The organism is Kribbella sp. CCNWLW201, from assembly GCF_037203805.1.
Lineage (GTDB): Bacteria > Actinomycetota > Actinomycetes > Propionibacteriales > Kribbellaceae > Kribbella.
Genome location: NZ_JBBCBQ010000001.1, coordinates 1,317,563 through 1,334,565, shown reverse-complemented (window position 1 = coordinate 1,334,565; position 17,003 = coordinate 1,317,563). Strand labels below are relative to the sequence as shown.

Sequence of the window (17,003 nt, the reverse complement as noted above, 5' to 3'; positions counted from 1 at the left end):
TAGTAAGTTCCTATTGGGAACTCACTCTACCTGGGGGTGCGCATGTACTGGCGGCGGATCGCGGAACTGCCGGGGTGGCTCAAGGCGGTGATGATCGGTCAGTTGGTCAGCTCCGCGGGCGCACTCGCATGGATCTATCTGACGCTCTACCTGGTCGAGGACCGCGGGATGTCCGCGCAACAGGCCGGCTTCGCGGCTGCGGCGTACGGCGTCGGTCTGCTCGGCGGGAACCTCGGCGGTGGGTGGTTCGGGGACCGCTTCGGATTGCGAAGCGCCGCAGTGGCCAGTCAACTCCTGTGGGCCTTGGCGTGCATGGCGATGCCTGTTGTGTCTACGTCCGGTCTTGGGCTTGTCGCCGCGGTGGCTGGGCTCTTCGGGGGTGCGAGCAGGCCGAATCTCAGTGCGCTGGTCGCCACCGCGCTGCCGGATGAGCGTCGGCGGGAGGGGATCGCGTTGTCGCGTACGGCGAGCAACGCGGGCTTCACCATTGGACCTCCGCTCGGCGGGCTCCTGGCGGCGTACGACTTCTCGCTGGTCTTCGTGCTGGATGCGGTGTCGAGTCTGGTGCTTGCGGCGATCGTGTGGCGGTTCGTGCCTGCTGGTCGTCGTACCGTCGCTGTCGCGTCAACCGGGATGTGGCGTGCGCTGCTGCGGGACCGGTCGGTGTTGGTGCTGTTGGCAACGATCGTGGTGGTGGACACGGTGTATCGGCAGGTGTTCGCCACGATGCCGTTGCTGCTGCGCGATGCCGGGTCGCCTGCGGTCGCGTACGGCGTACTGATCGGGGTGAGCTCGGTGGTGATCGTGTGTTGCGAGGCGCCGCTCGCCGTACGGTTGCGCGGTCATCGTTCGACCCGGGTGATCGCGGTCGGATTCGCGTTGGTGGGGCCGGGGTTGGCGGCGCTGGGTGTCTGGCCTTCGCTGGTTGGGGCGACGGTTGCGATCGTGGTGATCACGGCGGGGGAGATGCTCTACAAGCCGACCGCGACCGCTCATGTGGCCGACGCGGCGCCGGTCGGGATGGTCGGCCGGTATTCGAGTTTGTACGCCGCCGCGTCGATCAGCGGGATGTTCCTCGCGCCGGCGCTTGGTGGATCTGCTTACGAGCACGCGCCGGGGTTGCTCTTTCCGGTCGCTGCCGCGCTCGCTCTTGCGGCAGGCGTCGTACTAGTCCTCGTCGGGGAGCGGCGCCGGGCGGCTCTCCCAGCGGGTCGAGAGGACGACCGTCGTCCGGGTGCGGACCACGCCGTTGACGCGGCGCAGTGAGCCCACGACGGCTTCGAGTTGGGTGACGTCGGGTACGCGGACCTTCACCACGAGTTCCTGATCGCCGGCCACGAACCAGCAGTCCTCGACCGCGGCGATCTCGCGGACCTGGTCGACGATGTCGTCGGTCTCCACGTCGTCGCGCTGGAACAACCCGATCAGGGCACTCGTGCCGAGGCCGACGTGCTCCGGCGCGACGACCGCGCGGTATCCGAGCAGTACGCCGCGTTCCTCGAGCCGGCGGACCCGTTCCTGGACGCTCGGGCCGGACAGGCCGACCACGCGACCGAGCTCGGCCCAGCTGGAACGGCCGTTCACCCGGAGTGCCTCGATCAGCTGCCGGTCGATTGCGTCCATCGGCGTCAACCTCCCCGTTCACCAAAGATTCGTAGGTCTGTGGCCTAGTCTACCTTTAATTCGTTTGTTCATGCGGTGCCTGCGACGTAGAATGTGTGGTGTCGGGATCGTCCGTCCCGAGCCCGTCGTACCAACCCAGTGAAGGAATCATGATCACCCCCGAAGTCGCCCGTGCCCATATCGACGAGCTGCACCGCGTCGCCGCGCAGTACCAGCGCGCCCACGCCGTACCGTCCGTCTGGCGCCGGCTGCTGACCCGTTACATCCGCCACAGCTGACCCATTTGTGCCCACCGGCGCCTGAGCCCGGTGGGCACGAGATAGGCTCTGCGTCATGCACACGCACCTTCTGCCGCTGTTGGCGGCTGCCGAAGAGGCCGGCTCCGAGGCCGCGCACATCTCGCCGTGGTGGTACGGCGGGTTCTCCCTGTTCGTGCTCGTCCTGCTGCTTCTTGTCACGCTCATCATGGGCAAGGGCCGGCCGCACAGCTGAGCGGCGTGAAGGCTGACGTGGCTTCGGTGGAGCGGGTACGGCGCATTGGCGTGATGGGCGGCACGTTCGACCCGATCCACCACGGCCACCTGGTCGCGGCCAGCGAGGTGCAGTCGTACTTCGACCTGGACGAGGTGATCTTCGTCCCGACCGGCCAGCCGTGGCAGAAGTCCGAGCGGAAGGTCTCGCCGGCCGAGGACCGCTATCTGATGACGGTCATCGCCACCGCGTCGAACCCGCGGTTCACGGTCAGCCGGGTCGACATCGACCGGCCGGGGCCGACGTACACGATCGACACCCTGCGCGACCTGTCCAGGCTGTACCCCGAAGCCGAGCTGTTCTTCATCACCGGCGCCGACGCGCTCGCCCAGATCCTGACCTGGCGCGACGTGGACGAGATGTTCAAACTGGCCCAGTTCGTCGGCTGTACCCGGCCCGGCACGGAGAGCCTCGAACTGCCGCTCGACAAACTGCCGATGGACCGGATCACCCTGCTCGAAGTGCCCGCACTGGCGATCTCGTCGACCGAGTGCCGTGAGCGGGTCGCGAAGGGGAATCCGACCTGGTATCTGGTGCCGGACGGCATCGTCCAGTACATCGCCAAGCGTGAGCTCTACACCAACCGTTAGAAGGAACTACATGCCAGCCAGCGAACGTGCCATCGAGCTGCTCACCGCGGCCGCCGAGGCGGCCCACGACAAGAAGGCGGAGAACGTCCTCGCCTTCGACGTCTCCGAGCAGCTCGCCATCACCGACGCCTTCCTGGTCGCGTCCGCCTCGAACGACCGCCAGGTCCGCGCCATCGTCGACGCGGTCGAGGAGAAGCTCCGGGTCGACTTCGACGCCAAGCCGGTCCGCCGCGAAGGCGCCCGCGAAGGCCGCTGGGTGCTGCTCGACTACCTCGAGATCGTCATCCACGTCCAGCACTCCGAGGAGCGCAGCTTCTACTCCCTCGAGCGGCTCTGGCGCGACTGCCCGACCATCGCCCTACCGTCGCCCGTCCCTGGTTCCGCCGCTCCTGGTTCCGCCGCCGAATGACCGCGGGACGACTGATCGTCTGGCGCCACGGCCGGACCGAGTGGAACCTGCAGGACAAGATCCAGGGCCAAGCCGATATTCCGTTGGATGACGTCGGTCTGGCACAGGCCCGCGAGGCCGCTGCGCGGTTGGCGTCTCTCGCACCCACCCGGCTGTTCGCCAGCGACCTTCAACGCGCCGCCGCGACCGCCGCCGAACTGGCCGCGCTGACCGGCCTCAAAATCGAGTACGACGAAGCCCTCCGCGAGATCGACGTCGACGACTGGGCCGGCATGACCATGGCCGAACTCGCCGCCATCCACCCCGAGGCCGCCGCCCGCATCAAAGCCGGCGAACCCCAACGCCGCGGCACCGCCGGCGAAACCGTCGAAGAAGTCGCCGCCCGCTTCTCCGAAGCCCTCGGCCGGGTCGCCACCCAAGGCACCTCCGAAGACACCATCGTCATCGCCACCCACGGCCTCGCCGCCCGCGTCGGCATCTGCCTCTTCCTCGGCATCCCCGACGCCCACTGGCCCGCCTTCGGCGGCCTCTCCAACTGCAACTGGGTCTCCCTCCTCCCCAGCCGCAACCACCGCTGGCGCATCGAAGAATGGAACGCCGGCTCCCTCCCCGAACCCGTAATGAGCGACGACCCCCAACGCTGACCCCGGACGCCCGCAAAGGACGCCGCTCCGCGGCGGCTGTTCCTTCGGCGCCTCCGGCGCAGCCGCGAGCCGGCTGCCGGCACACCGCCCTCGGCCAACAGCTGGGGAGAGCTACCGAGGGCCAAACGACGCCGCTGCGCGGCGGCTGTTCTTCTGTCCGCCTCCGGCGGCTGCCGCGAACCGCTCTCCGGCGCACCGCGTTCGGCGGAGAACAAGCTTGTGGGAGCAGCCCCAAAGGACACCGCTCCGCGGCGACAGCCCTTCTGGCGCCTCCGGGCGCGCCGCGAACCGTGGCCAGGCGTACTCCTCTAAGGGGGACCACCGTCTACGGCGACCCCGGGGCAGAAGGGCACCGCCTCGCGGCGACAGTTTCCGGCGCGCGACCCCAGGGGTGCTGTCCGGCGCACTGTCTCAGCGGACGGCTGGACAGCCTCTGCAGGCCGGAGGACACAGCGCTCGGCCGCGGACCTACTCCTCCGTCCGCCTCTGACAGCGCCGCGGATGGGCGTCCGGCGAGCTGTGATCGGGTCGGTCTACGGGGGCCGCGTGCGAGGGGAGTGGGCGGGCTGGCAGACGGTGACTGACGGCAACGTTGCGCCTCGTGGACGGTCCTCCGGCCGCCTTGGGCGGATACTGTCGAGAGGGTCCCACCCGATTTTTCTTTGACGCCAGGTATCCGCTAAACTTCCGGAGTCGCAAGACACCGCGGGGCTTTGGCGCAGTTGGTAGCGCGCTTCCATGGCATGGAAGAGGTCAGGGGTTCGAATCCCCTAAGCTCCACCCAGAGAGTTCGCAGGTCAGGAGGCATTTCGGCCTCCTGACAGGTCCCCTTCAGGTGCTCCCATGGGAGCGATTTGGGAGCGAACATCGACTCCCACCACCTTGGCCGCGAGCTTCTCGGCCTCCAGGCGAGCCTGCTCGACGGTGTCCTTGATCACGGGCACCCAAGTGAGCAGCTTCTCCTGCTCGGCATCGTCCAGGGCGAGGACGGAGGTCACGAAGCGAACCTCTAACGCCTCTAGAATCTGGCGCTCCATCTCGGGCGTCACGTGGTCGTAAACGCGTCCCATACCCTTCATCTTGTGGCCGAGTCGTGCACGTCGGGCGACCTCCACGATGCCGTCCTCGGTCAACCAGGTGGAGTGCGTGTGCCGACCTTCGTGGAAGGTGAAGCCAGGCAGGATCGCCGGGACATGCAGCTTCGATGCGGAGTTGTCCGCGTCGACGCCGTCCCACGCCGGTCGCCAAAACCGCTGCCGGAAGTTCGACCGGTACCAGGGCTTGCCGTGCAATGAAGTGAACACAATCGAAAATCCGGCTGGTCTGGTCGCGAGAAGCAGCTCGTACATCATCGCGAGAGTGGGTGGAAGTTGAACCCAACGCTCACCGGCCGGGGACTTCGTACGGGCGTTCCGCTTAACCCGTCGAGGGCGACGGGCTCCGGGGTCGAAACTTGGCGCCACTCGGTCCGTAACGTCAGCACCGCTCTTGAGCAACCGGCCGTCGACTTCCTTGAGCGGTTCGAACACTGCGATGGCTTGCCTCAACGCGTCGTACTCCGCAGGAGTTTGGCCGGCCAACTCGCCCCATCGTCCACCGGTGTAGCCGTCGAGAAGACCTAGCATCAGTCCGCTCAAGCCGAGCTCGTTCTCGTAGAGTCGCATGCTCGCTCGGAGTAGTTGGAGTGGCGTTGCGACGTACTTCTCCGACTCCCATTCGCCGTTGGTCACCCGAATGCCCGAGCACGGGTTTGCCGGAATCACTCTAGCTCGCACGGCCGCGGTCATGATCGTTGAGAAGCACCCGAAGTATGAGGCGACGGAAGACTCTTCGTAGTCGGTGTGAAGTTGGGTTACCCAGGTCTCAATATCGAAGTGACTGTTGAAGATGCCGATCATGGGCCAGTCACCCCACTTCGGGATGAGTTGCCGATCGAGATACCGCCGATACTTGGCACTGGTGTTGGGTGCGAGTCGTGGTCCGACTGACGCGATCCACTGCTCAGCGAAGTCGCGGAAGAGCATCTCTGCCACACGCGGATCAATCCACGTGTTGTGGCGAATCCGTGACTCCTCATCGCTCGCGGCTTGGAGCGCTGCCTTCTTGGTAGTGAATCCTTCCGAGACAGAGCCTACGGTGCCGTCGGGGCGTTGATAGCGCCCACGCCACCACTTCCCGCGCTTCTCTGCATATGCCACTGTTCATCTCCTATGCGACTCGCGCAGACCGTGACCGCAGCGGTCCGTTGACCGGCTTCTTGGCTGTCATGCGCAGGATCTCTTTCACGTCGTCGGCATCGAATCGGTAGTGCTTGCCGAAACGGTGATGGGGCAACAATCCGGCAGCGAGCTGATCCTTGATCGTTCGAGCCGGGATCTTCAGGACGACAGCCAGGTCATCGACCGTGAGTAGCTCCTCTACGCCGACCGTGGGCCTGACCTCAAGACGAGCAATCGCATCTGCGAGAAGCCGCATCGACTGAGACAGACCGTCATCTTCCTGCACTGCCATCGGTACCTCCCTTCATTGACGCTTACGTGTCAGTCGTTGTTGCTTTCGGCAATGAGTTCCTTGATGAGTCGTCGGTGTTCGCGGGCTTTGGCGGCGGCGGTGTTGGCGAGGAGTGCGTCGCCGATGGTTCGCCAGCCGGTGTTGGCGTAGGTGAAGTTGCCGACGATGAGGGTGGTTTCGGTGTCGCCGGTGTGTTCGGCGGTGCGGTGGCGTTCGCGTCGCCAGTTCGCGCGTGCCTCGCGGAGTGCTTTGAGGGTGGTGGAGTATTGGCGGGATTTGGTGGAGAAGTGGCCGCCGAAGCCGAGCATGTGTGCCCAGCGCTGCAATCGCCGGTAGGACAGCCGTCCGGAGTTCTTGGCGGCCTCGGCCTGGTCGAGGTCGGAGCCGGGGCGTCCGAGTCGCCAGCAGGCGTCGACCAGTCGGCCGGCGTGGGTGTGTTCGGTGGCGTAGCGGTTGATGGTGGCGTTGGTGAGGCGTGCGGATGAGTGGCCGGTGGCTTCGGCGCCTTTGGTGGCGTACTTGGCGAGGTATCCGGCGACGGCGGTTTCGGTGATGGCGCCGTCGACGGCTTGGCGGACGGGCCGTATGTCGAGTTGGCTGCCCCACTCGATGAGCCAGCCGTCGGGGTTGTCGGGGTGTGGCAGCGACCGGAAACGGGTGGTGGTGGCGGCGCGGCGGATGGCGTCGGCGAGCATGGTGAAGGTCGCTGCGCAGGCCGGAGGTTCGAGGACGGTCGGGTCGAGCGGGTTGACGCCATCGAGGCGCATCAGCGCGTGGAAGTGCGCGACTCCCCTGGCCTGCATTTCGGCGACCTTGCCGTAGGACAGTTTGACGGTGGCGCCGTGCTGTTTGGCTTCGGTGCGGAGGATGTCTTTGGCGCGGTCCATGGTGCGCCGCCACAGTTCACCGGACAGGGCGTTCCACACGACCTGGTGGTCGTGGTCGTAGCAGTCCAGGCACAGGGGTGTGCCGAGGACCTTCTCACCGTCGCGGTGGGTGGTGTGGCAGCGCAGGTCGATGCCGTGCGGGCAGGGGTCGGGGTTGCGGCGGGGTCGGCAGGGCCGGTTGCGGAGTTGCCCGTCGCGGCCTCGGAGGGTGCGGGTGCCGTGGACGGGGCCGAAGGTGGGTGCGGTGAAGGTGACGAACGCGGACGGGTGCTGGACTACCGATGCGGGGATGCCTTTGCCGCCTTGGAGTCCGGCGAGGACGAGTTGGTAGGTGTCGCCTCGGTAGGTCTCGGCGCAGGAGGGGCAGACGGCGGCGCGGCGGTTGCCGCAGGCTTTGTAGATGACGCCGTCTGGCATGTCGTCGGTGTGCCGGGTGGAGATGATTCGCCCGGTGCGTTCGGACACGAGATGCGCTTCGCCGCGGAGTTGGATGGGGCGGACGCAGCCGCCGGCCGATTGGGTGTGGTCGAGCCAGGCGGTGTAGTCGGCGGTGGTGGCGGCGCGGTGGATGGCTTCTTCGAGCCCTGAGGCGGGGTTGTAGCGCTTGCCGGGGTCGAGGGTGGGGCGATGGGTCGGGATCACGATGAGCGGGTCTTGGAGGCCGCTCACGGCGTCCACGGCAGTGGGGGTGTCGGTGTGGGTCATGAGTGGCCTCCTCTCGATGGATCCGGAGTGGTTGGGGGCGGAAAGATCTGCGGCCCGGTGTTGGTTAGCTGAGGCGGGCGGGTGCCTTGATGCCGTGGCGGGTCGCGTAGCTGGGCTGGATGAGTCCGAGCCAGGGGTGGTCGATGAGTTGGCCGAGGGTTTCGCAGTCGTGGTGGATGGCTGCGACGAGTTCGGTCATGTTGTCGGTCCCGGCGGCGCGGACGCCGAGGACGTGGTAGCTGAAGCGCAGGCACGCCTGAGCGTGGTCGCGCCTGGTCATGCAGGCGGGGTCGGTGACACGTGACCAGACACCGCCGGGTGACCAGGCTCCGTCCTCGTCGCTCCATGCGTCGGGAGGGGTTTGGTCGTCGGGGTGGCCTGCGGTGAATGCCTGTCGCAGTCCGTCGACAAGGACGGTGAGGGCGCCGGCGGGCAGCAGCGTGCTGGTGTAGGTGCTGAGGTTGGTGTGCTGAGTGGTGGTGTTCATGGATGGCTTGCCTTTCTGTGGTGGTGGGCAACGACCCGGGATTGGGTTCGTTGACGCGTAGGTGTCAAGCGATGGCGGGTGGGGCGGGTTCGAGTTCGGGGGTGCCGAACAGGTGGTAGCCGCAGCCGATGCAGTAGCGGCCGACGACGCGGTACGGGTGGGGGTTGGTGGCGGGGTTGATCTGGACGATGAGGGCGTAGTCGTCGCCGGGTTCGAGGACGGTGGGGCACCAGTCGTGTCCGCCGAGGTGTTCGGCGGCGACCCAGTCGCACAGGAAGGTGCTGTCGGCAACTTCGTGGTGAGCGGTGATGTTGGCGTAGGCGTTGATGTCGACAGCGGTGTCGGTGTTGGTCATTGCTGGTGTCCCTTCGGTGGTTGGGTGTTCGGTGTTCGCCCTCGACCCCGGTGATTTCTCGCCGGGGACGGGAGCCAGCGTCGAACCGGTGTTACTCGTCGGGTTCGAAGGTGGAGTCGCAGACGCCGCAGGTGATCTCGCCTTCTGCGAGGACTGCTTTGGCGACGCGGATGCGGCGGGGGCACTGGCATGCGCAGGCCACCGCGTTGTTGTTGGTCTTCTTGGCCTGGCCCCCGGTCATTTCGGGGTGGCGGTAGGCGATGAGCGCCTTCTTCAGGTCAGTGATGGCGTTCTTGTAGGTGGTCGCTGTTTCCTTGCGGAGCGTGCAGGGCGACCAGCCGATGCGGGGATCTTTGGTGGCGTCGAGGCCGAGCTCGGAAGCGAGTTCGGCGAACTTCTGGTTGTGCCACCGGCCCTGGCGGCTGGTGTCCTTGATCGCGCGGGCATCAGCCAGGGCGTGTGCTGCTTCGTGCAGCAGGGTGGTGAAGACCTCTTCGACGGGTCGTTTGAGTCCTTCGCCGGAGATGAGGACTTCGGCCAGGCGCTGTTCGCCGTGTTGCCACCGGGTCGGTGCGAAGTGCCCGTACTTGGCGTATTTGGTGGCGGTGCCGGAGCCGACGATGATGACGACGGCGGGAACTTCTTGGTGGTTGGCGCGGATCGCTGCCCACGCGGTTTCGAGGGCTAGAACGAGTTCCGCGGTGGTGTACTCGGTTCGACGCTTACGTGTCATCCGAGCCATAGGTGACCCAGTCCGGGTCGTCGTGGTGACAGGCTTCTTCTTCGCCCGCTTGATCGTGACCTGAACAGCAGGGTGACTACCGCCGGTGCTGAGTTCCTTGAGTTTGTTGCGGACGGCAATCAGTGACGCGTACCCGGTAGCTCTGCCGCCTTCAGTGGCACGGACCTGGTCCATGCGGTTCTGGACCGAGGCGAGCGCGGCGGTGGGTGCGCCGTTGTAGACGGCGGTGGTTTTAGACACGGTCCAGCCGGTTATGCCGGACAGTGCGGTGGTGTTGTGGTTGGTCAGACCGGTGAGCTTGGTTGTCGTGGCGGGCTTGGCCGCAACCAGGGGTGTCAGGGCGTCGGTCGTCATCAGTCGTCTCCGATCCAGGTGGAGCGGAAGTGTTCGATTCGTGTCTTGATGTCGAAGACTTCGCCGAACACCTTGAGCGCGGCGGCATACGCCGGGTCGTTGACGACGACGTCTTCGTCGGTGGTGCCGAGTCGCTGTTCGGCTTGTTCGCAAATGGAGTCGCAGTAGTCGAGTACGTCGCTGAAGACCGCGTACATCGCGCGATCGAGTTGTCGGTAGCGCGTCGCCCGACGTGCGGCGGTGGCCTTGGTGGTGGTGTGGGTCATGGCTGTCCTCCGGTCCAGTCGTCGGGGACGTAGAGCGTGTCTTGGGTCCAGGCGGCGTTGTCGGTTGCGTGCTGGATTTGGTGTTCCTCCAGGAGTGCGCGGGCTTCGTAGAGTGCGTCGATCAGGTGGCTGATCGCGGTGACGGAGCCGGTGACGAGTTCGATCTCGATCGGTGTCCCGCCGAGGTCGATGACGACCTGTGGCGTCTGGCCGTTGCAGACGAGGTTGATGCCGGCCACTGAGTGGTCGGTGAAGTCGTAGCCGACGATGATGCGGTCTTCGCGTTCGCCGCCTGAGGCGTCGTAGTAGGTCATGACGCGCTCCTGTCGATGTAGGCGAGTTGCCAAGAGCCGTTGTGGGCCTGGCGATTGCGCGTTGCCGACCAGCACACGCCGCAGCGGTGCGGGTGGGTTGGTGAGGACACGAAGGCTCCGCAGTCGTGGAGCCAGCCGGTCGGGAGATCGAGGATCGTGATGCCGTCGGCTGGGATGGGTTTGATGGTGATCATGCGGCCCTCCGGAGGTGGACGGCTCGGCGTACGAGCGTGGTGACGTGGAGGTCGGTGAGGAAGGCTGTCTTGATGCGGCGGGGGATGCCGCCTTCGGCCAGGAGGAGCCCGATGCCGATGGTGTCGGGTGAGATGTCCTTGGCCGAGTGGCCTTCTTTGGCCCAGCCGGTTCCGAGGATGATGTCGGAGCTGGACTCTGTGGTGCAGCGGAACGCGAGCCGGTAGGAGAACAGGTCGCGCAGTGAGGTCGGGACGATGTCTGCCGATGGCCGCTGGGTGGCGGCGACGACGATGATTCCTGCGGCTCGGCCACGGGCGACGAGGTCGCGGACGAGGGTCTTGAACTCGTCTTGTTGTTCTTTGGTGCCGACCGTGACGGTGAAGAAGGCGAGTTCGTCGATGGCCAGCAGCGTGGCGCGGAACCCGTCTTTGTTGGTGACCTTCTTGCGGCCGGTTTGGGCCAAGTGCAGGTAGCGCCGGTCCATCTCGGCTTGCAGGCTCCGCAGGACACGCAGGGCCTTGTGCATGTCGTTGGCGACGAACTCTTTCGCCACTGGGGCGTACGGGAGGAGTTCGACGAGTTTGCCGTCGATCAGGACGAGATCGACGTCGGTGGACAGTGCGGCGTGGGAGACGATGTTGCCCAGGGCCACGGATTTGCCGGAGCCGGGTTCGCCGCCGAGCAGGATGTTGCGGTACATGAGCGTCACGTAGACGCCTTGGCCGCGTGTATCGAGGCCCAGGTAGATCGGGTCGTAGATCGACAGTGCCCCGCGTGGGGCAGGGGTGTCCCCCGGTTTGCGCCGGGGGAACACCTGTTTCGGTGTGAAGCTAGACATAGTCGGACACGTCTTCTCCGTTTGCGCCCAAGATCACCGTGTGGTTGTCGTTCACGGCAGCCGTGGTCTTGGTCTTCGATGTCTTGGTGGTGCGGCCCTCGCCGGTGTCGGTTTTGGCCGGCGGTTGAGTGGTGGGGTCGCTGGGGGCGTTCTCCGGGGTGATGAAGGCCAGGAGAGCGTCGTCGGCAACGGCTGCTTCGGGCATGCCGCTGGTGTCGTCGAGCAGTGGCGAGGTGATGTGGGTCTTCGCCAGGGGGTCGCGCCGGTCGATGTCGACCCGGATGAGCGCGGCGTTGCGGTCGGTGCGGCCGATTTGTGCTTTGCGTGCCCAGCACGCGGAGGCGATGGTTTCGGCCTTGTTTTCCAGGTCTTCGGCCGATAGGCCGGGACGCATCCACAGCCACACGGCTTCTCCGGTCTTGGTGGAGAAGCAGCCGATGATGAACGGCAGGTTCCCCGAGTAGTTCAGGGTCCTCATCTCGGTCAGGCACGCGCGGATGCGGTGCCGGGTGATCACGCACCACACGCGGTTGCGCAGGAACCGGCGTACCGGCCGGACAGCGAGCACCACGGGAACGGGTGCGGCCATGACGAGCAGAGCCGGGACCGGCTCGAAGTACAGCCCGCCGGGGCTGGTGAGGTGGTGGAAGACGATCACCAAGGCGGTGATGCAGGCGATTTCCCAGCGCCAGCGCCAGATCGACAGCGCGATGATGACCGGCAGGGACTGCGACGGCCGGATGATGGTCTCGACGGTGCTGGTGGCGCCGCGTCCGCGGCGTACTCGACCGGCCGAGCGGTTGCGGGTAGATTTGGGCATGACAAGACCTCCCGATCAGGGGGTTGAGTCAGGAAAGACACGAAGCCAGGACGGTTTCTCAGGCCTGTGACCCGGCTTCGTGTCTCGTTTCCAGGGAGCGGCCCTTTCGAGGGCCGTTCTTGGTTTTCTAGCGGTGGTTCATCGGCGTTGACACGTAGGTGTCAGCCGGGGTGGCTTCAGTCGAAGCCGACTGCCAGACCGCGTACGCGTAGTCGCGTGCGGCGTACAGATCGAGGCGGCGGTTCGATGCCTCGCGGTACAGGTCGATCAGTTGCCAGAACGCCTCCGAGGCGTAGACGGCAACGGCATCGTTGCTGATCGCAACGACTGGTTCAGCCCGGTTCAGGCTGCTGGCGATGCTCTGGTCGAAGTAGACCAGCACCAGTTCGATCTCGACGATTTCGTTGCACTTGGCCACGTACTCGGCCCGTGCCTGATTCGCTGTGACGGTTCGATCATCCATCGGATGCGACATGACTACCCCCTAGCTGAGCAGTGCACGAATCACGGGATCAGTGGAGAACTACTTGCTCGAACCCGTCGCGGCGTTGAGGGTCTTGGCCCGGTACGCGACACCGTTCCGCCCGTTGGTGGCCCACGGCATGGCCTCCAGCTCGACCGGCGCGACAACAGCGCCAACGTTGACCTTCGGCATGGCATTGCCCGCCAGAGTCACGTTGATCACCTCGCCGCCCGTCTCGTCGAGCGCCATCACCTGAACCGACCAGAGCAGCTCGTTGGTGTTCCGGTCAGCCTTCTGCCGGCCGTTCTGATCCTTCTTCTCCTCCACACCCTTGGTGACCGTGAACGTCTTGCCCGTGGTGTCGATGGTCAGCTTCATGGGAACACTCCTTGTCAGTCATCTTGTCCTCAGGTCCTATAGAGGACTGTTAGGTGACACTGACCATAGGACTCCCGTACTCTAGAAGTCAACACCTCTATAGGAGTTCACCTAAATGACATCTGGTATGGCCGCCGGACGCGGCCCGAAGTACCACCGCATCGCCGATGCGCTGCGTGCCGACATTCAGAACGGCAAGCTGCAGCCTGGCGATCGACTGCCCGCGGAGACGGCTCTTACTGCACGCTTCGACGTGAGCCTCCCTACTCTCCGCCAAGCCGTTGGCGTCCTCCGCGCCGAAGGCCTCATCGAGTCCCGCCATGGCGTCGGCACGTTCGTCAAGGATGGCCGGCGGCGGCAGAGACGATCGCGCAACCGCTATGGACGCGCCCGCGGCGACAAGCGGCTTCTGTCGTCCGACTTCGAACACCGGATCGTGTTCGCCGGTCGGCAACCGGTTCCGCAGCACATCGCCGAGGCGATGAACATCGCGCCGGGCACGGAGGTAGTCGTACGACGCCGAAACCTCTACGACAAGGTCGACGGTCGTCCAGAAGAGGTTGGTGCCAGCTACATCCCGGTCGCGATCGCCGGAGGCACCTACCTCGAGGAGCCGACAGTTGTACCGAAGGCACTGTTTCTCTGCGTCGAAGACCTCAGCGGCAAGCTATACGCCCAGGCCCGCGACGCGTGGGTATCTCGACTGCCAACGGCTGAGGAGAGCGACATCCTCAACCTGGCTCCCGGCATGCCGGTCCTCCATGTCATCCACACCGCCCGTAGTGCAGACGGAGACGTCCTCGAAGTATCCGAGTCAGTTTGGCCGGCCGATCGCGTGATGCTCATCGATGAGTACGAGATCACCGCAGAAGCCGAGCAGCCAAACGCACAGTCGGAAATTTAGGAGGACCAATGGCAGACAAACCAGAGTGGATGTGGCGCCACGCAACCGAACTCCGCGACCACTGGTGGTGGCGCCCGGGTTGGGGGATCGGGGCACGCTTTTATGCCTTCCATCTCGCCGTTGGCCAGTGCGACGAACTAGCGAGTCTGGTTGCCTGGTGTCAGAAGGCGATCGAAGGTATGCCTGGACTAGATCCGATCCCTCGGGAATGGCTCCACATAACGATGCAGGGTCTTGCGTTCGTGGACGACATCTCCCCCGAGGACCTTGCGTCCGTGGTGAAGACGACCCGCGCAACGCTGGCGCAGATCCAACCCTTCTCGTTGACCTTCAATCGACCACTCCTGCGACCCGAGGCCCTCGTGTTAGTGCCCGAGTCGGTTCAGCCCCTTGACAACCTGAGGAACGCGGTTCGACTGGCGATCGAGAAGGCTCTAGGCCCGGGCGCCGTCGATCTAGGTCCTGCGGATTTTCAACCACACGTGAGCTTCGCCTACGTCAATGCCGATCAGTCAGCCGCGAACGTTCTGGCAAGACTCACCGGCGTTGACAGCACTCCCACCGAGCTCTGCGTCGATGCAGTGCCGCTCATCGAGATGCACCGAGACAACCGGATGTACGAGTGGCGCGAGCTCGACACGTTGCGACTAGGCGCCGCCACATGAAGAAGCGACAACCACCGAGGTCCGTCCTGGCGATAAACCCAGGCGCAGCCGAGCGCCTTGCCTACTCATCCGGGATCCCCACACCGGGCACGACCTCTTCGAGCTCGACCCCCACAACCACGCCAGAGTCAACCTCGGCATCACCATGGTCCCCTTCCGCGACAACGACGGGTCGGCGATCTTCTCCCTGTTCTTTGTACCGACGACGAGGTCGGAATGCTCGAAAGAGCGGCACAACTGACTGCGCCAATATATGTATCGCCATGCGTGGATGAGACACCAGTTGACCGTGCAACACGACGCTTTCGATGCTGGGTGGCATGGCCGACGCAGAGTCTTCTATAACAAACTCGGTTCTCGCCTCACGCTCGCCACTTACCAGGATAAGCGCCTTCCGGGCATGGATAGTTTCTCCTACAAGAACGCTATCGCGAGGCAACAAGCCTTCCCTGATTAGCTCGAGATATCGCGTACCTACATCGGCGGCGTTCTCGATTTCTCGCGTCACGCAGTCTTGTGCTGCGAACAGGACGGCGCCCGAGCTAGCGAAACTAACGACGGCACCGGCACTCGCTTGCGGAATGGATCGCGCCTCGGGAATAACCTGACCAGGCTGCTTGTAAACGAATTGCGTCTCCTTGGAGAGATACTGGATCGACATAGGATCGCTCGACTCTGAAATCGAGAAACCCACCCCGTAACTCGCTAGATCCGTGAGCGGAACGAATGTAGAGTCTCGCAGTCGACCTATTTGGCCGGTTCTGATCTCCATCGGCGGAAATGTTGCGAAATGTCCGGTTGCCTCGTGCATAAACCGCGAATAGGTTTCGAATGGTCCCCGGCGACTCATGGATACTCCTCATCCGCAATCCAATTGCAATTCATCCCGCCGCCTCGCCATTGGCGGGAAGATCCCTAGCCTGATCGGTAGATCCGATTCCAAAAATCTAGTGGGAGGCCAGCGCCGACAACGGTATCGTTCTCTCGCATACTTTCGAGAAGCGAGTTCCGAAAGCGCGAACGCACCTCGGCAGAATTCTGCACTCTGACCCATCGATCACGATTGTCTTTGCCGTAGTGATCTTTGATGACGACGCCGTGCTTGGCAGCTTCAGCGCGTATCTCTCTATCCCATCGTCCATCCATTGTCGCTGCGAGATAGACAGAGTTCATTATCTGAGCCAGAAGCTTCTTGCCATCGGCAGACGACGGATCTGGGGACGTCTCAGGATAGTATTTCGACAGCCGTCGAGCGTCCGACACCAAGTCATCATATTCTTTCAGTCCGTACTTGTCGAGCAGAGACGATAATGCCGCAAGAACATTTCTGACTCGATTTGCATCAGTCACTTTGTTAGCCGCGATCTGCATAGCGGAGATTTGCATATCTGCCAATCGGGCTTCGACCTCAGCGGCAAAGTGAAGACATCCGCCTGACGTTGTTCGATCCAGCACATCGGCTGGCGTCAAGCAATTCGTGTCTGGAAGCGCCACCCTGTGGCCATCGTTCCGACAGTAATCATTTGGACCTAAGCTCGCGGGCTCCCCGAGTCCACCGTCACACATGTGACGCCAGAGACCATCGATGCTGGACCAGAGTCCAAGCCCCTTGACATCACCCATCCACCAACTTCGGAGTGGTCGGACAGAGTCGTCCAGGCTGTCCATCAGGAGGACCAAGTCGGCCCCCTGCTTCCTCCGCTGCTCTGCCTCAATCGTTTGATCATGTCGCTGCGTCGTGCGAACAGAGTTTTCGGCGGTCCACAGAACGACCCACAGCGATATGAATGTGGCACCCAATGCGGTCAGGCTGGTGGGGAAGGCGGTAATCGATCCCTCAGCCCAAAGGCCCGACCGCTTGTCCGTGGCAATTCGACCCCCAATCCACACATGTGTGAACGCAACGGCGATAACACTCAGCGCAACTGCGAGCAAGGGCGGTGTTAACGAGCGTCGCAGGCCTAGGCCCCGCCGGAAGCCCAGAGACGTGAGCGCCGTAACGATGATGACAATGACGCCAGCGACTGCGACGATCGCGAGCCACGTCATTCCTTCGGAAGGCGTCATAGTGCTCAGTATTCGCCAGCGTCCGCGTGGGTCCAAGGCTTCGCAGCTAATGTATCCGAGGAGCGCGAGTCCGTGCCTTGCAGCCGGAGTCACGGGCGATCTCGGTCTGTGGCCGCCCGTCGACATCACGTGTGTAGACGGCTGCCAATCGTCGCCTAATGCGAGCTCCAAACACCGCGCAGGGGGCGTAGGGTGCGTAGGATTGCCTGACAAGTTTCTCTACGTCTTCAAGACGGGCCCCTCCAGGGCCCGAAA

General features: G+C 64.3%; 23 protein-coding genes and 1 tRNA gene. 9 read left to right on the top strand and 15 right to left on the bottom strand.

Going from position 1 to position 17,003, the window contains the following annotated elements; genetic code table 11:
* The first annotated feature begins 42 nt into the window (after nt 1–42).
* Nucleotides 43–1,266: an MFS transporter gene (locus V9K99_RS06480; protein WP_337323400.1), complete on the top strand. Its 1,224-nt coding sequence runs from the start codon at nt 43–45 to the stop codon at nt 1,264–1,266.
* On the opposite strand, the gene V9K99_RS06475 is transcribed toward V9K99_RS06480, so the two are convergent.
* The gene (locus V9K99_RS06475) at nt 1,168–1,623 is read right to left on the bottom strand and encodes an Lrp/AsnC family transcriptional regulator (RefSeq protein ID WP_337323317.1); all 456 of its coding nucleotides are present in this window, start codon (nt 1,621–1,623) and stop codon (nt 1,168–1,170) included. The two genes, V9K99_RS06480 and V9K99_RS06475, sit on opposite strands and share 99 nt — an antisense overlap.
* Nucleotides 1,624–1,772: 149 nt before the next feature.
* Here V9K99_RS06475 and V9K99_RS06470 point away from each other — a divergent pair, with 149 nt between their 5' ends.
* The 6 genes from V9K99_RS06470 to V9K99_RS06445 all read left to right on the top strand — a co-directional run bounded on the left by V9K99_RS06470 (nt 1,773) and on the right by V9K99_RS06445 (nt 4,577).
* A complete protein-coding gene (locus V9K99_RS06470) occupies nt 1,773–1,901 on the top strand; it encodes a hypothetical protein (RefSeq protein WP_337323318.1) in 129 nt (42 codons plus the stop codon).
* 55 nt (nt 1,902–1,956) lie between these two features.
* The gene (locus tag V9K99_RS06465) at nt 1,957–2,115 is read left to right on the top strand and encodes a hypothetical protein (protein WP_337323319.1); all 159 of its coding nucleotides are present in this window, start codon (nt 1,957–1,959) and stop codon (nt 2,113–2,115) included.
* 5 nt (nt 2,116–2,120) lie between these two features.
* A complete protein-coding gene (gene nadD, locus V9K99_RS06460) occupies nt 2,121–2,744 on the top strand; it encodes a nicotinate-nucleotide adenylyltransferase (protein ID WP_337323320.1) in 624 nt (207 codons plus the stop codon).
* 10 nt (nt 2,745–2,754) lie between these two features.
* The gene (gene rsfS, locus V9K99_RS06455) at nt 2,755–3,153 is read left to right on the top strand and encodes a ribosome silencing factor (RefSeq protein ID WP_337323321.1); all 399 of its coding nucleotides are present in this window, start codon (nt 2,755–2,757) and stop codon (nt 3,151–3,153) included.
* A complete protein-coding gene (locus tag V9K99_RS06450; protein ID WP_337323322.1) occupies nt 3,150–3,797 on the top strand; it encodes a histidine phosphatase family protein in 648 nt (215 codons plus the stop codon). The genes rsfS and V9K99_RS06450 overlap by 4 nt, the downstream gene beginning before the upstream one ends.
* Nucleotides 3,798–4,504: 707 nt before the next feature.
* A tRNA-Ala gene (locus tag V9K99_RS06445) sits at nt 4,505–4,577 on the top strand.
* A 17-nt stretch (nt 4,578–4,594) separates the two neighbouring features.
* On the opposite strand, the gene V9K99_RS06440 is transcribed toward V9K99_RS06445, so the two are convergent.
* The 12 genes from V9K99_RS06440 to V9K99_RS06385 form a co-directional block, all read right to left on the bottom strand.
* On the bottom strand, nt 4,595–5,995 hold the full coding sequence (locus V9K99_RS06440) for a tyrosine-type recombinase/integrase (protein WP_337323323.1): 1,401 nt from the start codon (nt 5,993–5,995) through the stop codon (nt 4,595–4,597).
* A 10-nt stretch (nt 5,996–6,005) separates the two neighbouring features.
* Entirely contained in the window at nt 6,006–6,308 is a 303-nt protein-coding gene (locus V9K99_RS06435; protein WP_337323324.1) for a helix-turn-helix domain-containing protein, read from the bottom strand.
* Nucleotides 6,309–6,337: 29 nt separating this feature from the next.
* Nucleotides 6,338–7,900, bottom strand: coding sequence for a replication initiator (locus V9K99_RS06430; protein WP_337323325.1), 1,563 nt, complete (start codon nt 7,898–7,900; stop codon nt 6,338–6,340).
* A gap of 64 nt (nt 7,901–7,964) precedes the next feature.
* Nucleotides 7,965–8,387 carry a hypothetical protein gene (locus V9K99_RS06425; RefSeq protein ID WP_337323326.1) on the bottom strand — a complete coding sequence of 141 codons (423 nt, stop codon included), beginning with the start codon at nt 8,385–8,387 and terminating at the stop codon, nt 7,965–7,967.
* Nucleotides 8,388–8,451: 64 nt separating this feature from the next.
* A complete protein-coding gene (locus V9K99_RS06420; protein ID WP_337323327.1) occupies nt 8,452–8,742 on the bottom strand; it encodes a hypothetical protein in 291 nt (96 codons plus the stop codon).
* 91 nt (nt 8,743–8,833) lie between these two features.
* Nucleotides 8,834–9,838 carry a hypothetical protein gene (locus V9K99_RS06415; protein WP_337323328.1) on the bottom strand — a complete coding sequence of 335 codons (1,005 nt, stop codon included), beginning with the start codon at nt 9,836–9,838 and terminating at the stop codon, nt 8,834–8,836.
* On the bottom strand, nt 9,838–10,104 hold the full coding sequence (locus V9K99_RS06410) for a hypothetical protein (RefSeq protein ID WP_337323329.1): 267 nt from the start codon (nt 10,102–10,104) through the stop codon (nt 9,838–9,840). The genes V9K99_RS06415 and V9K99_RS06410 overlap by 1 nt, the downstream gene beginning before the upstream one ends.
* Nucleotides 10,101–10,418, bottom strand: a complete 318-nt coding sequence (locus tag V9K99_RS06405) for a hypothetical protein (protein WP_337323330.1) — start codon at nt 10,416–10,418, stop codon at nt 10,101–10,103. The genes V9K99_RS06410 and V9K99_RS06405 overlap by 4 nt, the downstream gene beginning before the upstream one ends.
* Before the next feature lie 190 nt (nt 10,419–10,608).
* Nucleotides 10,609–11,451: an FtsK/SpoIIIE domain-containing protein gene (locus V9K99_RS06400; protein ID WP_337323331.1), complete on the bottom strand. Its 843-nt coding sequence runs from the start codon at nt 11,449–11,451 to the stop codon at nt 10,609–10,611.
* Complete coding sequence (locus tag V9K99_RS06395; RefSeq protein ID WP_337323332.1) at nt 11,444–12,271, bottom strand: hypothetical protein; 828 nt, start codon at nt 12,269–12,271, stop codon at nt 11,444–11,446. Before V9K99_RS06395 ends, V9K99_RS06400 begins: the two co-directional genes overlap by 8 nt.
* A gap of 127 nt (nt 12,272–12,398) precedes the next feature.
* A complete protein-coding gene (locus tag V9K99_RS06390) occupies nt 12,399–12,734 on the bottom strand; it encodes a hypothetical protein (RefSeq protein ID WP_337323333.1) in 336 nt (111 codons plus the stop codon).
* Between the two features lie 60 nt (nt 12,735–12,794).
* A complete protein-coding gene (locus V9K99_RS06385) occupies nt 12,795–13,112 on the bottom strand; it encodes a hypothetical protein (RefSeq protein WP_337323334.1) in 318 nt (105 codons plus the stop codon).
* Nucleotides 13,113–13,239: 127 nt separating this feature from the next.
* Here V9K99_RS06385 and V9K99_RS06380 point away from each other — a divergent pair, with 127 nt between their 5' ends.
* Together V9K99_RS06380 and V9K99_RS06375 are read left to right on the top strand one after the other, a co-directional pair.
* Nucleotides 13,240–14,016: a GntR family transcriptional regulator gene (locus V9K99_RS06380; RefSeq protein WP_337323335.1), complete on the top strand. Its 777-nt coding sequence runs from the start codon at nt 13,240–13,242 to the stop codon at nt 14,014–14,016.
* Between the two features lie 8 nt (nt 14,017–14,024).
* Nucleotides 14,025–14,681, top strand: a complete 657-nt coding sequence (locus V9K99_RS06375; RefSeq protein WP_337323336.1) for a 2'-5' RNA ligase family protein — start codon at nt 14,025–14,027, stop codon at nt 14,679–14,681.
* A gap of 61 nt (nt 14,682–14,742) precedes the next feature.
* Here V9K99_RS06375 and V9K99_RS06370 read toward each other — a convergent pair whose 3' ends face one another.
* The gene (locus V9K99_RS06370; RefSeq protein WP_337323337.1) at nt 14,743–15,375 is read right to left on the bottom strand and encodes a hypothetical protein; all 633 of its coding nucleotides are present in this window, start codon (nt 15,373–15,375) and stop codon (nt 14,743–14,745) included.
* A gap of 221 nt (nt 15,376–15,596) precedes the next feature.
* Nucleotides 15,597–16,748: a hypothetical protein gene (locus V9K99_RS06365; RefSeq protein WP_337323338.1), complete on the bottom strand. Its 1,152-nt coding sequence runs from the start codon at nt 16,746–16,748 to the stop codon at nt 15,597–15,599.
* Between the last annotated feature and the right edge of the window lie 255 nt (nt 16,749–17,003).

Excerpts from the sequence above, each read along its gene's own strand:
- V9K99_RS06480 (WP_337323400.1), top strand. The coding sequence starts at position 43 with ATGTACTGGCGGCGGATCGCGGAACTGCCGGGGTGGCTCAAGGCGGTG.
- V9K99_RS06475 (WP_337323317.1), bottom strand. The coding sequence starts at position 1,623 with ATGGACGCAATCGACCGGCAGCTGATCGAGGCACTCCGGGTGAACGGC.
- V9K99_RS06470 (WP_337323318.1), top strand. The coding sequence starts at position 1,773 with ATGATCACCCCCGAAGTCGCCCGTGCCCATATCGACGAGCTGCACCGC.
- V9K99_RS06465 (WP_337323319.1), top strand. The coding sequence starts at position 1,957 with ATGCACACGCACCTTCTGCCGCTGTTGGCGGCTGCCGAAGAGGCCGGC.
- rsfS (WP_337323321.1), top strand. The coding sequence starts at position 2,755 with ATGCCAGCCAGCGAACGTGCCATCGAGCTGCTCACCGCGGCCGCCGAG.
- V9K99_RS06450 (WP_337323322.1), top strand. The coding sequence starts at position 3,150 with ATGACCGCGGGACGACTGATCGTCTGGCGCCACGGCCGGACCGAGTGG.
- V9K99_RS06435 (WP_337323324.1), bottom strand. The coding sequence starts at position 6,308 with ATGGCAGTGCAGGAAGATGACGGTCTGTCTCAGTCGATGCGGCTTCTC.
- V9K99_RS06430 (WP_337323325.1), bottom strand. The coding sequence starts at position 7,900 with ATGACCCACACCGACACCCCCACTGCCGTGGACGCCGTGAGCGGCCTC.
- V9K99_RS06425 (WP_337323326.1), bottom strand. The coding sequence starts at position 8,387 with ATGAACACCACCACTCAGCACACCAACCTCAGCACCTACACCAGCACG.
- V9K99_RS06420 (WP_337323327.1), bottom strand. The coding sequence starts at position 8,742 with ATGACCAACACCGACACCGCTGTCGACATCAACGCCTACGCCAACATC.
- V9K99_RS06415 (WP_337323328.1), bottom strand. The coding sequence starts at position 9,838 with ATGACGACCGACGCCCTGACACCCCTGGTTGCGGCCAAGCCCGCCACG.
- V9K99_RS06410 (WP_337323329.1), bottom strand. The coding sequence starts at position 10,104 with ATGACCCACACCACCACCAAGGCCACCGCCGCACGTCGGGCGACGCGC.
- V9K99_RS06405 (WP_337323330.1), bottom strand. The coding sequence starts at position 10,418 with ATGACCTACTACGACGCCTCAGGCGGCGAACGCGAAGACCGCATCATC.
- V9K99_RS06400 (WP_337323331.1), bottom strand. The coding sequence starts at position 11,451 with ATGTCTAGCTTCACACCGAAACAGGTGTTCCCCCGGCGCAAACCGGGG.
- V9K99_RS06395 (WP_337323332.1), bottom strand. The coding sequence starts at position 12,271 with ATGCCCAAATCTACCCGCAACCGCTCGGCCGGTCGAGTACGCCGCGGA.
- V9K99_RS06390 (WP_337323333.1), bottom strand. The coding sequence starts at position 12,734 with ATGGATGATCGAACCGTCACAGCGAATCAGGCACGGGCCGAGTACGTG.
- V9K99_RS06385 (WP_337323334.1), bottom strand. The coding sequence starts at position 13,112 with ATGAAGCTGACCATCGACACCACGGGCAAGACGTTCACGGTCACCAAG.
- V9K99_RS06380 (WP_337323335.1), top strand. The coding sequence starts at position 13,240 with ATGGCCGCCGGACGCGGCCCGAAGTACCACCGCATCGCCGATGCGCTG.
- V9K99_RS06375 (WP_337323336.1), top strand. The coding sequence starts at position 14,025 with ATGGCAGACAAACCAGAGTGGATGTGGCGCCACGCAACCGAACTCCGC.
- V9K99_RS06365 (WP_337323338.1), bottom strand. The coding sequence starts at position 16,748 with ATGACGCCTTCCGAAGGAATGACGTGGCTCGCGATCGTCGCAGTCGCT.